The sequence below is a fragment of the Cupriavidus oxalaticus genome, from assembly GCF_004768545.1.
Taxonomy (GTDB): domain Bacteria; phylum Pseudomonadota; class Gammaproteobacteria; order Burkholderiales; family Burkholderiaceae; genus Cupriavidus; species Cupriavidus oxalaticus_A.
Map to the genome: position 1 here is coordinate 618,278 of NZ_CP038636.1, position 19,660 is coordinate 637,937.

The window sequence follows — 19,660 nt, forward strand, 5'->3', positions numbered from 1 at the left end:
GCACGTGCGGCGCACACAGGCGGCCCCGGGCAACAAGTGGAGCGTAGAAAAGCGCAGCCAAAACGCAACTGCACGCCGTTTCAGGCTGATATGCACGAAATTTTCGGCTCGCTTGCCGCTTCGCGACGTGGCGCAAGGCTTGCGCCGCAGCGATTCCGGGCACCACGGCTGCTGGCGCGCCCCCAAGACATCGCGGTCAACTGGCATGTTGCGATGCGCCCGGGCACGTATTTCTCTCATTTCTCTCTGCCATTTAAGCGCCGCCTGAGCAAGTATCGGGTGGGCGCAAGATCGTCCTAACGGCTGGCAGGATTGTCCTAACTCCCTTTGCTTGATGCGCGCTTAGCCGCTCTAAGCTCCTTATAAAACGTTCGCAGCGAGATTCCGTCCTGAAACATCCTTCCGTAGGAGTCCCGTACAGCTTGCACAGCGTTGGGTTGGGTGGTTTCTGGTGCCGCTCGATCAGCTGGAGGTCGTCGCAGCTTGAACTGACACAGGAAAATATCATGGCACGCAGCGGCTATCAGAACTGGCGGTTCGATCCGTATCCGCACCTGCGCGAGGCGCTCGCGCCGGAATACGCGGAGCTCGATCCGGAGCAAATCGAGGCGTTGATCGAGCAGACTTTCGGACCCGGCCTTTCGGCCGAGCAGTATGAAGAGATTTTTGGCGCGATAACCAAAGCCGCAAGTAGTGTCGGCCGCGCGGTGGGCGGCGTGGCTCGCGACGTCGGGCGGACGGCTACTGCGGCGGGACGCGAGGTGGGCCGGGTTGCTCAGAAAGCGGCTCCGGTGGTAACGAGCGCATTACCGGGGATTGCACAAGGCGCCCTCTCGGGAGCTGCCCTTGGGCCGGTCGGCATGGTAGCCGGCGCTGTGCTCGGCGGCACCAGCTCGGCTCTGGCCAAGCATGGTAAAGGGGCGCTCAGAGGTATCGGCAAGGCGGTAAATACCGGGGTAGGACTCGCCGGGATGCTCACTCCGGGCGGCGCGATAGGGAGGGGTCTTCTCGGCGCAGTGACCGGCGGTGGCGGGCTCGGAGGCCTAGCGCGCGCTGGGGTTAATGCACTCGGCGGTGGTGGCGCTGGAGCGTTCGGGCAAATTGCTCACAAGGCGCTGGGCGGCAGCGGCGGGGCCGGAGGAATCGGGCAGATCGCGCAAACCACGCTCGGAGCTTTGGCCGGTGGCGATCAACCAGGCGGCCTGAGCCGCGGCTCGCCGGCGGCAGGCCAGCTACTACACCTCATTGGCCAGCGGCCAGAAGTGGCCAAAGCCCTCCAATCGATGATGCTCAGCCCGATCGGGCGCCAGAGCATCCCGGTTTCAGGACAACAGGTCCCTGTCGCGGCGTTCACCAATCTGATTGGCCAGCTCGCCGGGTTGGCGCAGGCGGAATACCAAGCAGCACTTGGGCCGCAGTCGGAAACCGTGCCTGAGTATCTCCATGAGAGCACTGGCGCATATCGCTGTGACCCGGCCGACCCGATGCAGCGCGCCGAGGTGCTGTGGAACCTGTTGCAGGATGTCGAGCCGGAGGCCGATGAGCACCTCGATGAACAACTTTACATGGCCTTAGCCAAAGCGCTGCTGGCCGAACAGGCCGAGGCGGACGAAGCGGCCTTTTACGATGCTCTCGAGCTGGCCGAGCTTGATGCTGATTTCGAGGAGGTCGACTGAAATGGCTGAAGATCTAGTCCGGTCGATGTTGGAAAACCTTGCCTCAAGTGGCGGTCGCAAGCCGGCAATGTCCGAGCTGTTGGTGCAGCTCGGCGAGAGCGACCCGCGCCTAGGTCTGCTAGCGCAATACTTCGCTCAGCGAGAGGCGAATGGTGCCGAGCAGGAGCCGGAATGTCTCCCTCCCGATGAGCCCGCGCCCCGCGGCGAACGGCGCGCGGCAGTCGAGAAACTCCGAAGACTAGTCCAGCGCATGTACTCGGAACTCGAAGCTTTGCGCGAGCGCAACGATTCAGTTGCAGCAGCTTTGGGGGCATGCCACCTCTGCTGGGGCGAAGACCCCGAATGCGAGGTTTGTGCCGGGGAGGGGGCGCCCGGTTCCAACGCGCCGGATGAGGCGCTCTTTGCACACTATGTCGGGCCGATGATTCGCCGACTCCGGCCGCGTCCCTCACACCCCGGCTCACCGCAACCGGCAGCAGTGGCTCCGCGTGTTGCCGACAGCCCGCAGTCCTATCACGACAACTGAGAGAGGAGCACGCCATGAACCTATACGAATCGTTAGGAGACTTAGATAGCTTTGCTGACCTGCTCGGTACTATCGAGAGTGAGGAAAACGACGAGGGGGCAGAATTGGATGAAAACGTCCAAAACCTCGCGCGGCGGCTACGCTCGGTCAAACCGAAGGTACCAACCGGGAGCGGCTTGTTCCAAGCACGGCCGCCCCAGCGGTATGTGACGCAGTTGGAGTTGCAGGTTGCCCTGGGCCGCGTTGGTGCCCAGATCAAGACTCACGCCGAGGCGACTAAGGCTGTCAGTACCCGCGTCAACACGTTGAACCTCCGCGTCGATGCCGAGGTTGCCGCGCGGAAGAAAGAAGATACCGCAATCAGGAAGGACATCTCGAATGGAAGGATGATGTCCATCCTTCCGCTGTTGATGACTAGCGCGCCGAAGCTGAAGAGCATCGATATCCAGGAAAATGGCACCACAGTAACGAAAACGGTCACGAAATCGGAATTCGAAAAACAAGACATGATGCCAATGGCGCTGATGTTGATGATGGGCTCGATGAGCGACAACGACAGCAAGACCAACGACAACAGCATGATGATGATGCTGCCGCTGGTACTGATTCTTTCTCAGCAGAACAAGAGTTGACAACGATGAGAGGAGCCTTGCCATGGCTAATGAATTCAGTTTTGCCATGAGCCTGCCGATCAATATGCTAATCGCGGAGCGCGAGGGCCTTCCTAGGTCCGATGCGATTCGCATCGGCGCACTTGCATCGCTTACCGTCAGGTCCATGCCAATCTCGCTCGTGGTCACGCAGTTATTGGCGCGGCGTGAGCTGCCGCAAGAGCCGGCTCCGGTCCCGACACCGCAGAAGCTTCTGGAAATCCCTGCGGTGCCTAGGAATAAGGAGAAGAATTCCGCAGTTCTGATGCTGCTTGACGCCGGCTTTACAGTGGGAACGGCCTTGGAAAAAAACGAAAACTGTGAGGAAGGAGAAGTTATCCGTTACGAACCAGAAAGCGGCCAGAAAGTCCCGAAGGGCACAAAGGTCACGGTCATCTTAAGCTGCGCCCACCGCGAACAAACGGAATCGCCGCCGCTCGGCGCAGGATCAGCCGAGCCTGTCGACTTCCATGGGCCTCTAGCCGCTGACAAAGCTGACAAAAAAATGACGTGAGTTTCGCGAGATGCCAGCCATGGACCCCGGACTCTGGGAACTGCTCGACGCGGGGCCGGGCGACGACGAAATCGCCGCGATCCTCAGGCTGGGCCAGCCCGGCCTCGTCCCGGAAGGTGCGCGAGTTGTCGCGCAGTTCGGCGAGGTCGTCACGGTGCGGATGTTGCGCGGGGCGATTCCGCAGGTCCGCGAAAGTGCTGAATGCGCGAGCATGAAGGCCGCCGGAGCGCCACTCGGGCCGGATATCGAGCTCGAGAGCGGCGAGGTGGTCGAAGTCTCGAAGCCGGACTCGCCCCATGATGAACGCCGGCCGGCGGGTCTCCAGGCAACAGGCCGCGGCGTGGTAATCGGCGTCGTCGATTGGGGGTTTGATTTTGCGCATCCGGACTTCCGCAATGACGACGGCTCCAGCCGCATCCTCGCAATTTGGGACCAGCGCGGTCCGTCGCAGCCCGATTCTCCCCAGCCATACGGATACGGGCACGTCCATGACCGGGAAGCGATCGATCGCGCCTTGGCCGCCGAGGATCCTTACGCAGCTCTCGGCTACCATCCCGGCGATGTGGATACCGGCTGCGGCACGCACGGCACCCACGTCGCCAGCATCGCCGGAGGGAAAGGCAGAGCCCACGGGCCCATCGGCATTGCACCGGGGGCAGAGTTCATATTCGTCCATCTTGCCAACTGGGGAGGCAAGCACTTGAAGCTAGGCAACTCAGTCACTCTGCTTGAGGCGTGCGATTTCATCGCAAAGATTGCTGCCGACCTCCCCAACTCTGCCTACTTGGATTCTGAAAACAATGAACGCGGGCAGGCGGACTACCTACAGGGTGGCCGTCCCTGGGTGATCAATCTCAGCATGGGACGGCACGGCGAACAGCACGACGGCACGACGCTAGTCGAGCAGGGACTCGATGCCCTCCTGCGCGCCGCACCTGGACGAGCGATCTCCCAGAGCGCAGGCAATTACTTTCACCGGTGCGTTCATGCCTCGAGTCACCTCCGACCCGGAGAGCGCCACACCATGATTTGGCAGTTGGCCGAGGCCGATGTGACGCCAAACGAGCTGGAAATCTGGTATTCGTGGCGTGACTCACTCGAGGTCGAGGTACGCTCGCCTGACGGCTTGATTTCCGCGCGCGCCGGACTGGGCGAGCGAGTCAGCTTGAAAGAGGGGGAGCGCGAAGTTGGCCGCCTTTACCATCGCGCCCGGGAGCCGAACACGCTCGATAATCATGTCGCCATTTTCCTCTATACAACCGCGCCGCCCGGTGACTGGGAGCTGACGCTGATCGGGCGTGATGTCATCGACGGGCGATTCAACGCATGGATTGAGCGTGACGCGGCTTGCCCGTCGTGCCAGTCAAGGTTTCTCAATGACGACCCCTCCTCTACCACGGGCACCATCTGCAACGGTATGCGCACCATCGCCGTCGGAGCCTACAACGCTCACGAGCCGGAGGAGCCGCTCGCGATCTTCAGCAGTTCAGGACCAACGCGTGATGGCCGAGTAAAACCCGACCTCTGTGCGCCCGGAGTCGCCATTCTGGCCGCCCGATCGGCTTCGCGTGATCCCACCGTGGAGCGGTCGCTGCTGGTCCGCATGTCCGGCACCAGCATGGCTGCGCCACATGTCGCTGGCACAATCGCACTAATGTTCGAGGTCGCACCGCGCCGACTGCGCATCGAGGAAACACACAACCTGCTCCTAGTTAACACGCGCAAGGTTTCAACTGAACACGCCGAGCGGGTCGGCAGCGGTTATCTCGACATCGAGGCCGCCGTTGAAGCGGCCCGGAACGTCAGCAACATCGGCGGCGGTTCGCGGCCGGCAGCCACGGAGGAGGAATTTTCGACGGAATCGGAATCGGAAACCACAGACAGGTCGCATCCGCTCTGTCCTGAGTGTGCGGCGCGGCAAGCGCACGCGCCGGTTGAGCATGCCAGCATAGGGCCCGTCTTGTTGAGTGGCGAGGATGAGAGTGACGAAGGTGTGCAGCCGGAGTTTGGGGCGGCTGTGAGCGACGATGACGAAACTTTGGCCGTCCCTGCCGAGATGCCGGCGCCTCGCTACGTGCATCGGGCTGATCTCGCCATTTCCGACGATCGTACCCGCTGGTCGCCTGCGATAGTCTTGGCTGAGGCGCTGGGCGAGGCGGAAATTCCCACGTCGGAGGCGCTGTTTGAGGGCTCGCTGACAGGCCAGACCCGTGATCGCTTTGAAATGATCGGTGCGCCGGGTAAACAATTGACAGACGAGCCCCAGCCAGGCGATGTGCTCTGTCGGCGTGGCGAAGGCGGGCTTTCGCACGCTGCGCTGATTGCCGGCGTCGATTACTGGCCGCGCGAACAAGTCGAGTTCGCCGGTTTGATTCCGGAGAGCAATCGTCCGGGAATCTATGTACAAGTCGTCGAAGGTGGTCTATTTCCTCACGCCAGCGCCGATCGCTTCGCACGCTTACTCACAGACGCTGAGGGCCGCGTCCCGCCCGACCAGATGCTGCTACGCCCGTTGCGCGAACGGCCCGTAGGTGGCTCTGCCCGCACTGATCACGAATACAAGCGCTGGGTCCAACAGTCGCTTAATCAGGTGTTGGGGACTCAGTTCGTCGTCGACAGCATTCTAGGTCCGCAAACGGTTGGCGCGATTCGGCTTTTCCAGCAGCGGCGCGGCCTGGTCGTCGATGGCATTGTCGGGCCAATCACCGAGCGAGCATTGATCGACGCAGGTGCGCCACTGCCTCCAGCGCCACCAGCGCCCATGCCTGCCGCCTCTTCCAGTGTGGAAATCTCTCAGGACTTCCCAATGGGCCCACCGATCGGGCCGGATTCAACCGCCGTCCGGGGGTTCATGCAGATCAAGCACGCTGTCGGCATACGCGGGGAAAACCTGCCGCGAGACGTCTATCTTATTCAGATCCTTCTCAACGTGTACAGGTACCGGAACCAGATGAAGGAAATCGCGGAAGACGGCAAGGTCGGGCCTGAGACGATCAGCGCAATCCGTGAGTTCCAGCGCACGACCAAGTGGGTCGACGGACGTGTCGATCCTAGAGGGCGAACCTTTCGGGCTCTGGAGGACTTCGCCCGCCCTTTCCTAATCGAGGCGATGTCAATCATAACGCTCGGGATCTCCGGCTCCTATCGCAGTGCTATTAGCGATAGCGAGAGTGCTGGGGAAACGTACGTTTCAGAGCAACCGTTGCTGCAGATGTACTCGTTCCGCCAAGGAGGGCGAGCCAATGCCTAACGTCGACATCGATACGTTTCGCATCCTCTTGGACCGACTGCTTGATCTGATGGAAGCACTCGATGGGTTCGGTTGGACCCAAGGCAAGCATGAGGCTGCGCTCGTCGAAGCGCAAGGCGCGCAGTGGGTCAAGGGTGGCGGCGGCAATCATCTTCAAAGCCTTATCGAGTATCGAAATCGGATCGTGCGGCTCGAAGGAGGCGTGAAGGGCGTCGTCGAGACAATACGTGTGGCCAATCCCGCGGCCTCTCAGCGCTTGAAAGACATTCTCAGCGCAAATCTGTTCAATCGAACAAACGCCATCAAGGCAGCCATCGATCAAACGGAGACGACTGTGCGATCCCTGCGCCAGACTGATCCGAATCGGTTCGTAGGCGTGAAGTTCTTTGAAGGCGGCGCTGGCACGAACGTCGGTCGGACAGTGAGTTCTTTGCCGTCCGAGCAACTGAAGACCATGGCAATCCGGAGTCAGCTTCGGCAGGGAGTTGAGCCTACGCTTCTTCCACGAACGCAGCCCGCCGCAGAGCGGACGATCAGCCTAATCCGCCAGATGCCAGTCAGTGCCGAAGACGTGCGACGCAACATCTCACAGATGGTTGCTGGATTTCTTGCAGCCGTCCGGGTGTGGATGTCCCAAATGCTATCCCAAGCCAGCGCTGCGGCGCGGTTAGCCATGATCGGTATCGAGGAAGCATTGGTTGGCTTCGGCTCTCGCCTTACGACACCGGTAATCCTCATTGGAAAGCCGTGGGGCGAGCCCATCCAATCATGATGGTCACGGAGAGTTGAGAATGCGCGCAGTCTGGAGACCGCGCCGCTAGGGCACAATAGCCTGTGCGGGCAACGAGAGGGTCGGCCGGGAAACCCAATTGCAATACCCGGCATAGTAGACCGGAGTGCTTCCCACCTCCGCTGCGCGAAACGCAAAATCGACGGCCTCCTCGTACGCTCCGTCAGCACAACGGGCCAGCGCGCGGCGAAGATAAAAGTCCTCCGAATCGGCTGCTTCGCGTGCCTGACTGTCAAGGTGGTCAAGCAGCCGCTCAATCAGGCGAAGGGTATAGACGCGTCGCTCAGCCGGTTCCTTGGTCTTGAATGTGCGGTTCGAAATGAAGTTGAGGCCTGCGAGGGCTTCGTTGAAGTTCAGGGTGATGGTCATGGTCGCTCTGTCGTCATGGTTGGCTGCGGACAGCCGGAAGGGTATCGGTATGTTGCTCGGGAACGGCTATGAAGTAGCCATGGGCGAGCAGTGCCGCTTGCGTCTGCGGCTCATCGGTCGCACATAAGCATCCGCCCCGGACTCGCTGCCACCCATACCTGCACATCTATGACGAGGCTAAAAGACCTTTATCCAGGGGGGTGCCTGGGCGCATCGCCACATGCCAGCTCAAGCCTTTCAACACCGTGGTAACCCGCGTCACGGATCACGTCGGTGCCCTCTCCTTGCAACAAGGCACTACGAAGGAGTATTCCATGAATGATCCCGTCCAACACCTTCGCGACGAATACGCGTACGGCAATCTCTGCCTGTTTATTGGCGCCGGTGTGTCCGTTGGCTGTGGATTGCCGGATTGGCGGAAGTTGGCGGAAGAGGTTTTGCAGGCCATACCCCACAAGCAGTGGGGAAACCTTCCCCCACACCTCCTTGGCAAAGCAAGGCCACTTACTGGCGAGCTTGATCCGAATTGGCATCTGCCTTATGTCAAAGACATTCTCGGATCAGTGGATCCACTTTACTCAATGCGCTACATAAGAGCAGATAAACATTTAGATCTCAAAGACTTGGTTCGAGTATGCCTGTACAAGCATCAGATTCAATTATCTGATATTGCCCGGGAATTGCCGCTCCTATCAAACGCGAGGCGGATATGCTGCTTCAACTATGATGATATACTGTGTCGCGCGTTCGATGAGGCTGACTGCTCATTTTCTCCGTTGTTCCCCGGCCAGAAAATCCCACTCGAGTCATCTAATAGGCTGATATTTTACCCGCATGGCTACTTACCGGACCCGGATCGGGCTTCATTTTTTCAGAAAACGGAAGCAATCGTGTTATCCGAGGAGGATTACTTCGAACTATATCGATTGCCGTACTCGTGGGCGAATATGGTCCAACTCACGTTGCTGATGAACTACACAGCCCTCTTTATCGGCTGTTCACTTTCCGACCCAAATGTCCGCCGACTTCTAGATGTTTGTGCGAATAAAGGTCGCCATCATCAGCATTTCGCTTTTATGTTAAACCCATACGGTAGCGCCGCCAAATTAAATTGGTTAGAACTTAAGCATTCCGCTGCATTTGAAAAATTTAACGGCTCACTCTATAAAGGTCTCGGTGTCAAAATTTTATGGGTTAATGACTTCCGAGATATCGCTTCGATTCTTAGTGCCATTAGATCTTCGGCATAAAGTCGCCAGATGGATCAAGGTGACGGGGACCGGCCTCAAGCTCGGCCAATGTCAACGCGAGAACACTTAGAATGGCGCGGTGGAAGATGGTCAATCGATGCTGATACGCCTCCGGCCAGGATACGCCCTTATGCACTGCAGCGCATAAGGGGGTGATCGTGCTTTCGGTGCTGATTGACACGGTTTCAGCAAGGAAATCGTTCTGTATCAACGAGTTGTACAAAGAGCTTTTCGTGGAAAAGTCGCTGTGTTCAAATTGTTGATTTCAAAGAGGATTTCGCGCGCCGGCGTATCAGTTTGCAGCGAAAGCTCGATCACCCCCTCACGGGCACCTCGCCCTCGGCGCCGCCCTTGCCCACAACGTGGAGCCACCAGGGGTAATCTGCCGGGTAGCAGCAGCGCATTACTGCGCCGCCGCCCCTTAAGAACCGGACGTGCAGGTCACCCCGCATCCGGCTCAAGCCATTCTTCAGCACCACGGTGTGGCACCGGAGAGCTTGACAGAGCGATTCGCAGTTTGACGGCGGGCTAAGTAGGTGTCCCACTCCGGATCGAAGGGCTGCGCCCCGCTCCGGATCTTGACGTGCCGTGTAATCGGAATCGTCGTGGCGCGGAAGAGCTCAATGCCCCTCATGCCGCAGGACGGACTCTCCGTAGCAAAGACCCATGAGCGGTAGCCCTCTACCCGGAAGTATCGTTTCCGGACCCACCGTGCCCCTTTGGTGGGATGCCTGCGTTTTGCCCACTTCCAGAGCAGTTGCCAGATGTGCGAGTCTACCGATGAGAAGGTTGCTTTCGCCACGGCGTGACGGTGATACATGGCCCATCCCCGGATGACCGGGTTGAGTTTCTGTATCAACGCTTCCTGAGTGGCGCTCGCGTTGCCCTTGATGATTCCCCTGACCTTATCAAGCAGCGATTTGATGCTCTTCTTTGCTGGCTTGATCAGCAGCTTGCCGCCGTACTTGCGCACGTTCTGGCCAAGGAAATCGAAACCCTCCGCTATGTTTGTGATCCGGGTTTTCTCCTCCGCGAGCTCCAGACCACGAACCGCCATGAATCGACGGATCGCGGGAAGCACGTTGGATTCGAGCGCCTCTTTCGATGTGCAGGTCACTACAAAATCATCGGCATAACGGACGACGTGGAGTTTGGTCTTGCTGCGTGCGGGTCTTGGCGCCCCCTCGCTAGCGTAAACTGCTGCTTCAAGCCCATCCAACGCCATATTTGCGATCACGGGCGAGATAATACCGCCCTGCGGCGTACCAGCCCGCGTCTCAAACAAGGTTCCCTCATCGATATATCCGGCTTGAAGCCACTTTCGCAGGACCTCCTTATCCATCGTTATGTGCTCCAGCATCCAGGCGTGACTGAAGTTGTCGAAACAGCCCCGAATGTCGCCTTCCAGAATCCATTCTCGGGTCATGCCGGGATAAGGCCGGAAATGACACATAATCCCAAAAGTAATAAAGAATGCGCCTCTTATGCACTAATTGCGTGGTGCCAATTGCTCCAGCGGCTCGATCTGACGGAGCCAGCCTTGCAGCATCGTGACGATCCGCAGCACTTCGGATAGCGTGTCAAAGGCCAATTCCGGCAAACTTTCCTCGCCGGTTGCGACGGTCATCCCCGCGCCGTTGATGACGGTATGCGCCATCCCGTGCAGGCGCAGCAGCATATCGCGCAGCCCATCCTCACTGCGGGCTTCGCCCAACATGGCATCGAGATCGTCCACTATGCGTAGTAGTCTCGTGGTGTCATATGTTTGCTGTGCTTGCAGCAATGCTGCCCGGTCCAGGCGACCGTAGGCCGTCTCGACCGTATTGTCGGAATCACTCATATCAATCCTCCAGGTTTGTTGTTGCTGCTCAACCATTGCCGGCGTCGGCGCGCGCTCGTTTCACGGCTTGGCGGAACAAGGATTCCTTGAGCCACGCTTCCGGCGGCCGCTTCAAATCGAGGTGGTAGTTGCCGAACCGCTTGACTCCGGTCGTGCCATACGGGCTCATGAAGGCGACATCGGCCGCGGACACCGGTTTGCCTGCAGCGTGGAGTTCTTGCATGATCCGCATCATGTCGACCGTGTTCTGCAGAATCACGGCCGAGGCCACCAGATCGATATAGCGCACGCGCTTCTGCTGCTCGTTCAGATCGTTTTCGGTAATGACGTCGCCCCCGAAGTCGAGCCACTTGGTGAAGGCGTGATACGACTCGATCTTGTTGGTCGTCGCCGTAACTTCCTGCCGCATTTCCTTCTGCGAGATCCAGCGCAGCAGGTAGACCGTGCGCAGCACGCGACCGAGCTCACGCGCCGCTGCAAACAGCCGGTTGTGCCGGCCCTCGTGGCTCAGCTTGCGAAGGAGCATTGGCGACATGACGCGGCCGGCCTGGATTGAAATCGCCACCTGCATCAGATCCTTCCAGTGGCTGCGGATCAGCTGCCAATCGATGACATCGTTGAATAGACGGTCGATGTGCTTGTAGCGGTTTCCTTTCTCTGCCTTGTAGAAGCGGAGATCCTTCCAATTACGAATGCGCGGCATCAGCTGGATGCCGTTCAGGTAGGTAAATGCAAAAACGGCTTCGGATTGACCGTGTGTATCCGAATAGACGGTGTCGGCCTGGACACTCAGGCCGGCTTTCAGCAAGCCTTCGATGACATAGATGGCCTCCAGCACGCCTGGCGGTATGAAGTGGCGGAACACCGCGATGTAGTTGTCGGCCACATGCCGGTAGGCCACGGCACCCATGCGCCGGTAACGGAAATGCATGCCGACCAGAAGGTTCTGCTCGTAGACGTCGTACTGAGTGCCATCGGCGGCCACCTTCTTGCCTTCGCCCCACAGCTTCGGCAAATCAAGGCGCAGATACAGCTCGGTCAGGTCACGGCAAGCACTGTCCAGCTGCTCCAGGCCCATGTGCCGCTGATTCACGTACGACAGTTGATGTGGGGTCACGCCGTTCGACAAGTGCCGCGCCGCTTGGCTGGGGCCCAGGTTGCAACCCATGGCAAAGACGGTAAGTAGATAGCGTTCACGCGCGTTGCGCAATTTCGGATCATCGCCGGACTGCGGCCCGAAATGACGGGTGAACCCAGTCCAGTGCTCGATGTTGGCGAGGATGTCCAGCAGGTTGCGCGGCACGAGACGGCTGTCGATGGCGGCTTGCAAGGCGATGGCGGACGGAGGTATTTCGCGCGCCACGACGCGTGTGAGCGTGGGCTCGCCGCTCGGGCTGATCGTCACGTCGCCGGCGTGCTGGGGGAATTCACTGTCGACCTGTTCGGCCGTCTCCGTCAGCAGCTTCTTGAGATTGTGGACGAAACCTTGCGCATCGGACGCTAGTCCGATTCGATCGCAATAGTCCTGGAGCAACGCCTGACATTCCCCCCAAGGCATCAATTGCTGACGAAGGTCGGAAAAATTGCCCGATTCTTCGATGCAGACGTCGCCGCAGCGCAGGTCGCCGGCAAGATGGGAAAACACGCACACCTCCAAGTAACGCCGATTCGTCGGGTTGCCCAAGCTGGCCGAACGACGTATCAGCTTTCGCCAGCGCTCGGAGGCGAACGACAAATCCACCTCGTCGGCGAGCCATTCGGTCTTGCGGTGTTCGTTCTGCAGCACTACATCCAACGTCTTGAGCAGTCGGCGGTCTTCGGTCGCCGCGACAAAACGCAGCCCTTTCGCCATCTGGAACATCGCCGCACGCCAGGACTTGAAAGGCTTCCACAGCAAGGGCAAGTGATTGCCGTCGCTCCAGACGCGGATCGCTTCGCAATCGGCCTGCAGCTTGTCCAGATCGCCGTCGGGCGCCAGCAGCGCGCGCACGCGCTGCCCGGTTCGGGCGTCGTCCAGGGATTCGGCCAGAATGCCGATGACCAGCTCGAGCGCGGCAACCAGTTCTTCGCTCAATTCGCGCTGGCGCGCCTGAATGAGAGCGAGTTCTTCCTTGGCACTCTTGTGGATCGCTCCCATGCGGCGGATGAACATTTCCGCGATGTCGTCGCGCGCACCGATGCGCATCTGGCGGATCAAGGCCAGGATCAATGCGTGTCGCCTGGAGGGCCGGAAGTCCTTCATGTCACCCGCGTCGAGGGCGGATGCCATGTTGGCCAAGTGTTTCAGTTTGGTGGCCGGAACGCAGTCGAGTAGCGTGTCGTTGTCAGGCAGCGATTCGAGCCACTTCAACTGGTCCAGCACTAGGTCGAGGTGTTTGCGCGTCGCCTTTTTTGCGGATCGCTTGATCTGCTGATAGAGCGAGCGCCGCGCCGGCAACTCGGTTTCCAGCAGTTGATCGAGCCATTGGCGCTGGTCGGTGGACAGGCGCTGCTCGATGTGGCGATGGAGCGCGGCTTCGGCCACGGCATGGGCCTGTTCCGCGATCTCATCGAGCGTCCGGAAGGCCGGCAGTTCGTAGCCCAGCCGGACCAGTTCTTCGATCGTGATGTTGATGATGTCCACGCGTGTGTCCACCACTCCGGCGGCTTCCTCGGCAAGTCGGTTCGCGACGAGGCGCGTCTGGGCATCGGTATACGGCTTGATGCCCAGCAAGGTACGGATCACCTTGTGATGGCGATAGAGCGCGGTATGCGCAGCGGGATAGGTGATGCGCTGAACCGGTGCCATGCCCAGGCAGGCCGACACGTGCTCGACGACTTCAGAGGGCACCGCCTCCACTGCCGGAAAGTGGCGCAGGTACTGGAAACACTTCAGGTTGACCAGAAGCGCGAGACGCCGTTCAGCGGTGCGCGCGAAGCCTTGCGCCCACTCGATTTCCTCTGGGCGCGGGGTGAACGAGGCCTGCAGATCTTTCAGTGTGAGGGTACGCGGAAACCGAGGATAGGCAGTTCGTTCGATGCTGGCCATGGCAAGGGACTCCCCATCCGGGATCGGTGGACTAGTTCGGTAAGGCGCTTTGCGAGGTTGCGCGGAACCCGCTCGAACTGACCAGAATAGGCAGTCGATGCCGGAACGCCAAGCCTGCGGCGCTGCCTGGCCATCACGCTGGGTTGGAGTCAGGGAACCGGCCGGCGCGCCGATTCGATTTGAAGCCGCACAGTCAGGTAGTGGCGGTCGCTCTTCGTCTGTGGGAAACAGCAGGTGATGCCCTCTCTGAGCGCGATGGCGAAACGCTCCGCGCGCGCCGTCTCACTGGTCGCATCGAGCCAGTACACGACCTGATCCCAACGGACGAGTCGCAGCGGTTTTGACGCGCTGGACCCGATGCCGCGGACCACGTTGCGCAAGAGCAGCGCCTTGGTCGGGGCGGGGAAGCTCTGGTCGCGATGCCATTGCTTCAAGGCTGCAAGCCGCCGTGGCGGTCTCTTACCCGACAGCCTCTAGACAGGGGTTCGCAAGCTACTGCGCGACGCTGTCGGCCGGCCGAAAACCGACCCAGCCGACGTCTCTAGGTCAGGCCAAAGGCATAAAGGCCGGGTTCTTTATTACTTCTTGGCATATGTGTCATTTCCGGCTTTATCCCGGCACGCCCCCTATCTTGGTCGCAGGCCTCATGAGTTCCCAATCGATACTACCGAAGAAATTCTTGATATCGAGGTCGAGCACCCACTCGTACTCCCAGCATCGCTGCCGGGTGACGCTCAGCGCTTGATGCGCCGATCGTCCGGGGCGATACCCATATGAGTCGCTGTGAAACACCGGTTCCACAAGCGGCTCCAGATATCGTTTGACCACCGTCTGGGCGATGCGATCGGAGATCGTTGGGATTCCCAACGGCCTCGTTCCCGCACCTCCCGCTTTGGGTATGTCAACCCGCAGCACCGGCGGCGGCATGTAGCTGCCGGAGGACATCCGATTCCAGATCCGATACAGATTGTTCTTCAAATCCGCCTCGAATTCCTTCATCGACTGCCCATCCACGCCCGCCGCCCCACGGTTGGCCTTCACCTGCTGATATGCTTCCCACACCTCACGTTTGGAAATACAAAACGGTTTTGCTTTATCCATGCGGGTCCTCCCCTTGCGGGTTGCCCGCAGCACAAAGCCAGACGATGACGCCCCTTCGGTCCAGCCCCATTACAGGACCTTCAGCCCTACTACGGACGTCTCCGCCCCTGTGCCCCGCATCGGTATGAGGTGTTCTGTCCAGCGCGGACACGTCTGGTTCATGCTGCAGCTAGTCGACTGAGGTAGCTTGCAGCGACTTCGCCTGGCGTTCGGTACCCCAACTTCGAATGGCGCCGTTGGCGATTGTAAAAAATCTCAATGTACTCACGGACAGAGGCCATGGCTTCCAGCCGGGTGGCATACCGATGGTGGCACACCAACTCTGCTTTCAGGCTGCCCCAGAAGCTTTCCATGGGCGCATTGTCGTAGCAATTTCCCTTGCGTGACATCGAAGCCAGCATGCCGAACTGCGCTAGGGCAATGCTGATTAAGTCCTCCAGTTCGTGAGAGTAAGCGTTATCTGAAGAATCACGAGCGCGAAGAGATGAACATGAAGCAGATGACGTTGGCGGCGGGTGCAGATCAAGGGGCAGGATTCGAGCAATACCGCAAGCCAACGCGACGCGAGGCCTTTCTGGCGACGATGGAGACGATCGTGCCGTGGGCAGCATTGTGCGCCGTGATCGAGCCGTACTATCCGAAGGCGGGCAACGGCCGGCCGCCTATTGGCCTGGAACGGATGCTGCGCATCCACTTTTTGCAGCACTGGTTCAACTTGGCGGATCTGGCCTGCGAGGAGGCGCTATATGACAGCGCCAGCCTGCGCCGCTTCGTCGGGATTGACTTGGGTCGTGAACCGGTGCCGGATGCCACCACGCTGCTGAAGTTTCGCCGCCTGCTGGAGAAGCACCAGCTTGCCGAGAGGCTGTTTGCTGAGGTTGGCCGAGTCCTGCAGGCAAGTGGCGTGAAGCTGAAGACCGGCACCATTGTGGATGCCACGATCATCGGCGCACCCAGCTCGACGAAGAACAAGGAGAAGGCACGCGACCCCGAGATGCATCAGACCCGGAAAGGACAGCAGTGGTTTTTTGGAATGAAGCTGCACATCGGCGTGGACAGCCAGAGTGGGTTGGCCCATTCGGCAGTCGTGACGCCGGCTAATGTCCACGACAAACATGCGCTGCCCCGGCTATTACATGGGCAGGAGCAGCGAGTCTATGGCGATAGCGCCTACGCCAGTCAGCAGGCGCTGATCGCGTCCAAGGCGCCCCGCGCCAAGGACTTCACCAATCAGCGTACCCGCAAGAACGGGCAGATTGACGAAGTGCAACGTGGGAAGAACCGCAACAAATCGAAGATCCGTGCTCGGGTCGAGCATGTCTTCGCCGTAGTCAAACGCCTGTGGGGCTTCACCAAAGTACGCTACCGTGGCTTGAAGAAGAATGCGGGCCGGGCCTTCACGGCCCTGGCGCTGGCCAATCTGTACCTCAGCCGAGGGCATTTGATGGGAGCAGTCCGTCCGTAAAGGGCGAATGTGGGGCAAGTGCTCCGCCAACACGCCCCATTTGGGGATGCGGTAGGAAAATTCTCGTCATCAGAGCCGAGTTTTTCGCCCGCACACGTTCTTATCAGTCTGAACGCACCAATTCACGCGGCTTGTTCAGCATAGCCTTAAGCCAGGCGCCGAAAACCAGCGTTTGGCTGCATGAATGAGGCGACATCTACCTTGACGCGCGCCGGCGTTAGGGCGCTCTAGGTTGCATGAATTGCTGGCCATGGAGATGCCTGCAGGACTGCTGTCCCAGCTGGTGGCGGCGGTCCCGGACGACGAGTTCCGGCAACTATCCGACAAGTTGATTTTAAGTTTGCTGCGATCCGAGCACGACCAAGTGCGCAAAACCATTTCACTCAAATGTGCCTGCGCCTGCAACAGCGAACGCCTGTCGAGGATTTTGCTCGCATATATTGACGGCACCGATCAGCACTACTACAACGTGATCCATTGGCTGGATTTTGCGCTGTCGATACCGGCGGACAGAATGCTTTCCATTGCTCGCGACGTGCTTCGACATCAGGCGTCCCTCGACTGACCATCGCTCCGTCGGCAAGGCCGCTACCGCCGGCGATATGGGTCTACTCGAGGGTTGACCGGGAATCGAAAAAAATCCGTCACATTCTCCTGCAAGTCTATGATTGAAAAGAAAATTCATCGCTCGCAGCAACTGGGCTTGGTTTAGCCGGCCCGGAAAAACTCCACACTCTGCCCCGCATTGACCGCCCGCCGCAGCCAGTCGGGCATTGTCGCCCTGCCCGTCCCAACTCTGCCCCGCGGCGTTGCGGTAGCAGACCACGGGCGGTGGCGGGGGTGGCGGATCGAAGCACCCCGCCGCTGCCAGTTCCTCCATGGTCAGCCCGTAGTCGGCCATCTCCGCCTGGATCCAACGAATCGCCGCCGCCCGCTCATTGATTTCTGTCATTGGTGCTAATCCTGCGCTGCGGCAGCATAGCTGTTTGATTGTATGACAGCCATTTGACTCTGCCTGCCCCTGCGACCAAACTGTAAGCGGCACTTCACACAGGACTGTTGGCAAATGCGCATCGCAGGGAGACGAGCATGGGCAAGGAAAAGGGCAAGGCCAGTCGTCATAACGAAAAATCCGGGCATGACGACCAAAAAACGTCCATGTCGTCCAAAGAGTACAGAAAGGCCCTTTTCCCCTTGCACGTCGAGCTGGTCAGGCTGCAGGAGTGGGTGGTGCAATCCGGCGCCAAGATCTGCATCGTCTTCGAGGGCCGTGACGGTGCCGGAAAAGGCGGCACGATCAAGGCAATGACTGAACGCGTGAGTCCGCGCGTGTTCCGTGTGATCGCACTCCCCGCCCCCACCGAGCGGGAGAAATCGCAAATGTATATACAGCGCTACGTTCCTTATCTGCCCGCTGCCGGAGAAGTCGTGATCTTTGACCGCAGCTGGTACAACCGTGCAGGCGTCGAGCGAGTCATGGGGTTCTGCACGGAAGAAGAGGTGCAGGAGTTCCTCGTGGCCGTGCCACTAGTCGAGCAGGCGGCGGTCCACTCCGGGATCATACTGCTCAAGTACTGGCTGGAAGTCACCCCGGAAGAGCAGACCCGCAGGCTCGAGGCGCGCATCAATGATGGTCGCAAGACCTGGAAGCTGTCCGGCATGGACCTGAAGTCTTACAGCCGCTGGTATGACTACTCACGCGCCCGCGATGCCATGTTCCGCGCCACCGACACCGTCATTGCGCCGTGGTATGTGATCCGGTCGGACGACAAGCAGAGAGCCCGCCTCAATCTCATCAGCGACCTGCTCGGCAGGATCCCCTACCAGGCCATGCCGCGCAAGACTGTGGCGCTGCCGAAGCGGCAAAAGCCGGAAGGCTACGTCGAGCCGGACTATCCGTACAAGTACGTTTCCGAGAAGTACTAAGCCGCCAGCGAAGCCCTATTTGGGGGGAAATCCCAGCCATGGAACGTGGCAGACACCGTCGTTCCGGCGCCCCGAAAAATTTGCGAGCGCGCTTTGCGCCCGTCGCCCGGCATCTGGCGCGGTGAGACTTCCTGTGCCCGGCTGGCTGCATGACAATCGGCGCGAATGGGCAACAGCGGATGTTGTCGCAGGACTGACGGCTGCGTCCGTGGTCATCCCGAAGGCACTGGCTTATCAGCGACTCTGGGCTTATCCTCATCAAGTACTGGCTGGAAGTCAGTCGTGAAGAGCAGACGCGCAGGCTGGAAGCCCGGATTCGCGATGAGCGCAAGATCTGGAAACTTTCCCCGATGGATCTCGAATCCTATCGCCGCTGGAATGACTACTCCCGCGCGCGAGACGCGATGTTCACCATGACCGACCCAGAGTACTCGCCCTGGTATATCGCTAAGGCTGATAACAAAAGGCGCACGCGGCTCAACGTAATCAGCCATCTCCTCGCCAAGATTCCGTACGAGGCTTTGCCGCGCAAGAAGATTTCGTTGCCCCAACGACAGAAACCCGAAGGCTATCGTGAACCGGATCACCATTTCAGGTACGTGCCCGAGAAGTTCTGAAGTCGCATTGCAACTGACAGGCAATGAGGACTGTTGAACGTCTCAGAAGGTTTTCATGCTGGTCGCCATTAGCGGCACGATGGTGGTCGCGGGCTACGCGTTGCGCCAGCTAACGGCGATGCTGTCGGGCGACGACGTGATGATTAATTGGGAGAACAAGGTCATGGAACGCACGCTGGAAACGCTGGGCAACCATGTCGCGGTTTGCCCGTTTGGCGCGGTTGGCCAGATGGTCGCCGCCCGCCTCCGAGATGCGGGATCGACCGTGCTAGTTCTCGATCCCGACGCGAAGCAGGCCGATAAGGCGTCCCGACTCGGATACATGGTCATGCTCGGCGATCAGAATTCGTTCGACGACGTACTCGAACGTGCCAGACTGGATAACGCCCATGCGCTCTTCCTGACGGGTTCCGATCCCACCAGCAATCTGGAAATCACGCTGGTGGCGCACACGCTCAGTCCGGACCTCAAGATCGTGGGTATCAGGCGAGAACGATTTGCGCAGGATGTTGCTGCAAAGGGCAGGCGCGTCGACCGTGATCGACCAGAACGACATCGTCGCGCGCGCCATGGTTGTGCAGATCGATGCCCACCACGAGGCGCAACGCAAATGAAGCCCGGTGATTGCAGCGCAATCTAGAGACCGGTACGACAAGGC

Annotated in this window: 15 protein-coding genes and 4 pseudogenes; 11 read left to right on the top strand and 8 right to left on the bottom strand. The window is 59.6% G+C overall.

Annotated elements, in window-relative coordinates; genetic code table 11:
* The first annotated feature begins 506 nt into the window (after positions 1-506).
* The 5 genes from E0W60_RS30960 (at position 507) to E0W60_RS30980 (ending at position 7,388) form a co-directional block, all read left to right on the top strand.
* Positions 507-1,676, top strand: a complete 1,170-nt coding sequence (locus tag E0W60_RS30960) for a hypothetical protein (protein ID WP_135706702.1) — start codon at positions 507-509, stop codon at positions 1,674-1,676.
* Positions 1,677-2,216: 540 nt separating this feature from the next.
* The gene (locus E0W60_RS30965; protein ID WP_135706703.1) at positions 2,217-2,834 is read left to right on the top strand and encodes a hypothetical protein; all 618 of its coding nucleotides are present in this window, start codon (positions 2,217-2,219) and stop codon (positions 2,832-2,834) included.
* 22 nt (positions 2,835-2,856) lie between these two features.
* Complete coding sequence (locus E0W60_RS30970) at positions 2,857-3,366, top strand: PASTA domain-containing protein (protein ID WP_135706704.1); 510 nt, start codon at positions 2,857-2,859, stop codon at positions 3,364-3,366.
* Positions 3,367-3,385: 19 nt separating this feature from the next.
* A complete protein-coding gene (locus tag E0W60_RS30975) occupies positions 3,386-6,616 on the top strand; it encodes a S8 family serine peptidase (protein ID WP_167884648.1) in 3,231 nt (1,076 codons plus the stop codon).
* Positions 6,609-7,388 (top strand): hypothetical protein, encoded by a 780-nt coding sequence (locus tag E0W60_RS30980; RefSeq protein ID WP_135706706.1) that lies wholly within the window; start codon positions 6,609-6,611, stop codon positions 7,386-7,388. Before E0W60_RS30975 ends, E0W60_RS30980 begins: the two co-directional genes overlap by 8 nt.
* Positions 7,389-7,433: 45 nt before the next feature.
* On the opposite strand, the gene E0W60_RS30985 is transcribed toward E0W60_RS30980, so the two are convergent.
* Positions 7,434-7,775 (bottom strand): hypothetical protein, encoded by a 342-nt coding sequence (locus tag E0W60_RS30985; RefSeq protein WP_135706707.1) that lies wholly within the window; start codon positions 7,773-7,775, stop codon positions 7,434-7,436.
* A 314-nt stretch (positions 7,776-8,089) separates the two neighbouring features.
* Between E0W60_RS30985 and E0W60_RS30990 the strand changes: the two genes are divergently transcribed.
* Positions 8,090-9,025 (top strand): SIR2 family protein, encoded by a 936-nt coding sequence (locus E0W60_RS30990; RefSeq protein WP_135706708.1) that lies wholly within the window; start codon positions 8,090-8,092, stop codon positions 9,023-9,025.
* A 469-nt stretch (positions 9,026-9,494) separates the two neighbouring features.
* Here the strand turns inward: E0W60_RS30990 and E0W60_RS30995 are convergent.
* The 6 genes and pseudogenes from E0W60_RS30995 to E0W60_RS31020 form a co-directional block, all read right to left on the bottom strand.
* Positions 9,495-10,442 (bottom strand): annotated as a pseudogene (locus E0W60_RS30995) (group II intron maturase-specific domain-containing protein); the annotation flags it as partial.
* Between the two features lie 72 nt (positions 10,443-10,514).
* On the bottom strand, positions 10,515-10,865 hold the full coding sequence (gene tnpC / locus E0W60_RS31000; protein WP_135706710.1) for a Tn3 family transposase post-transcriptional regulator TnpC: 351 nt from the start codon (positions 10,863-10,865) through the stop codon (positions 10,515-10,517).
* 28 nt (positions 10,866-10,893) lie between these two features.
* Positions 10,894-13,893, bottom strand: coding sequence for a Tn3 family transposase (locus E0W60_RS31005; protein ID WP_135706711.1), 3,000 nt, complete (start codon positions 13,891-13,893; stop codon positions 10,894-10,896).
* A gap of 149 nt (positions 13,894-14,042) precedes the next feature.
* Positions 14,043-14,327 carry a hypothetical protein gene (locus tag E0W60_RS31010; protein ID WP_135706712.1) on the bottom strand — a complete coding sequence of 95 codons (285 nt, stop codon included), beginning with the start codon at positions 14,325-14,327 and terminating at the stop codon, positions 14,043-14,045.
* Positions 14,328-14,502: 175 nt separating this feature from the next.
* Positions 14,503-14,994, bottom strand: coding sequence for a reverse transcriptase domain-containing protein (locus E0W60_RS31015; RefSeq protein ID WP_205751672.1), 492 nt, complete (start codon positions 14,992-14,994; stop codon positions 14,503-14,505).
* 158 nt (positions 14,995-15,152) lie between these two features.
* Positions 15,153-15,404: pseudogene (locus E0W60_RS31020) on the bottom strand (integrase core domain-containing protein); the annotation flags it as partial.
* Positions 15,405-15,484: 80 nt separating this feature from the next.
* On the opposite strand from E0W60_RS31020, the gene E0W60_RS31025 reads away from it, so the two are divergent.
* Together E0W60_RS31025 and E0W60_RS31030 are read left to right on the top strand one after the other, a co-directional pair.
* Positions 15,485-16,459: an IS5 family transposase gene (locus E0W60_RS31025; protein ID WP_135706472.1), complete on the top strand. Its 975-nt coding sequence runs from the start codon at positions 15,485-15,487 to the stop codon at positions 16,457-16,459.
* 250 nt (positions 16,460-16,709) lie between these two features.
* The gene (locus tag E0W60_RS31030) at positions 16,710-17,024 is read left to right on the top strand and encodes a hypothetical protein (RefSeq protein ID WP_135706713.1); all 315 of its coding nucleotides are present in this window, start codon (positions 16,710-16,712) and stop codon (positions 17,022-17,024) included.
* 143 nt (positions 17,025-17,167) lie between these two features.
* Here the strand turns inward: E0W60_RS31030 and E0W60_RS37790 are convergent.
* Positions 17,168-17,411 (bottom strand): annotated as a pseudogene (locus E0W60_RS37790) (H-NS family nucleoid-associated regulatory protein).
* A 206-nt stretch (positions 17,412-17,617) separates the two neighbouring features.
* On the opposite strand from E0W60_RS37790, the gene ppk2 reads away from it, so the two are divergent.
* From ppk2 to E0W60_RS31050, 3 genes and pseudogenes are all read left to right on the top strand, one after another.
* Positions 17,618-18,385 (top strand): polyphosphate kinase 2, encoded by a 768-nt coding sequence (ppk2, locus tag E0W60_RS31040; RefSeq protein WP_240746117.1) that lies wholly within the window; start codon positions 17,618-17,620, stop codon positions 18,383-18,385.
* A 233-nt stretch (positions 18,386-18,618) separates the two neighbouring features.
* Positions 18,619-19,002: pseudogene (locus E0W60_RS31045) on the top strand (polyphosphate kinase 2); the annotation flags it as partial.
* Positions 19,003-19,057: 55 nt separating this feature from the next.
* The gene (locus E0W60_RS31050; protein WP_240746018.1) at positions 19,058-19,642 is read left to right on the top strand and encodes an NAD-binding protein; all 585 of its coding nucleotides are present in this window, start codon (positions 19,058-19,060) and stop codon (positions 19,640-19,642) included.
* Positions 19,643-19,660: the final 18 nt, after the last annotated feature.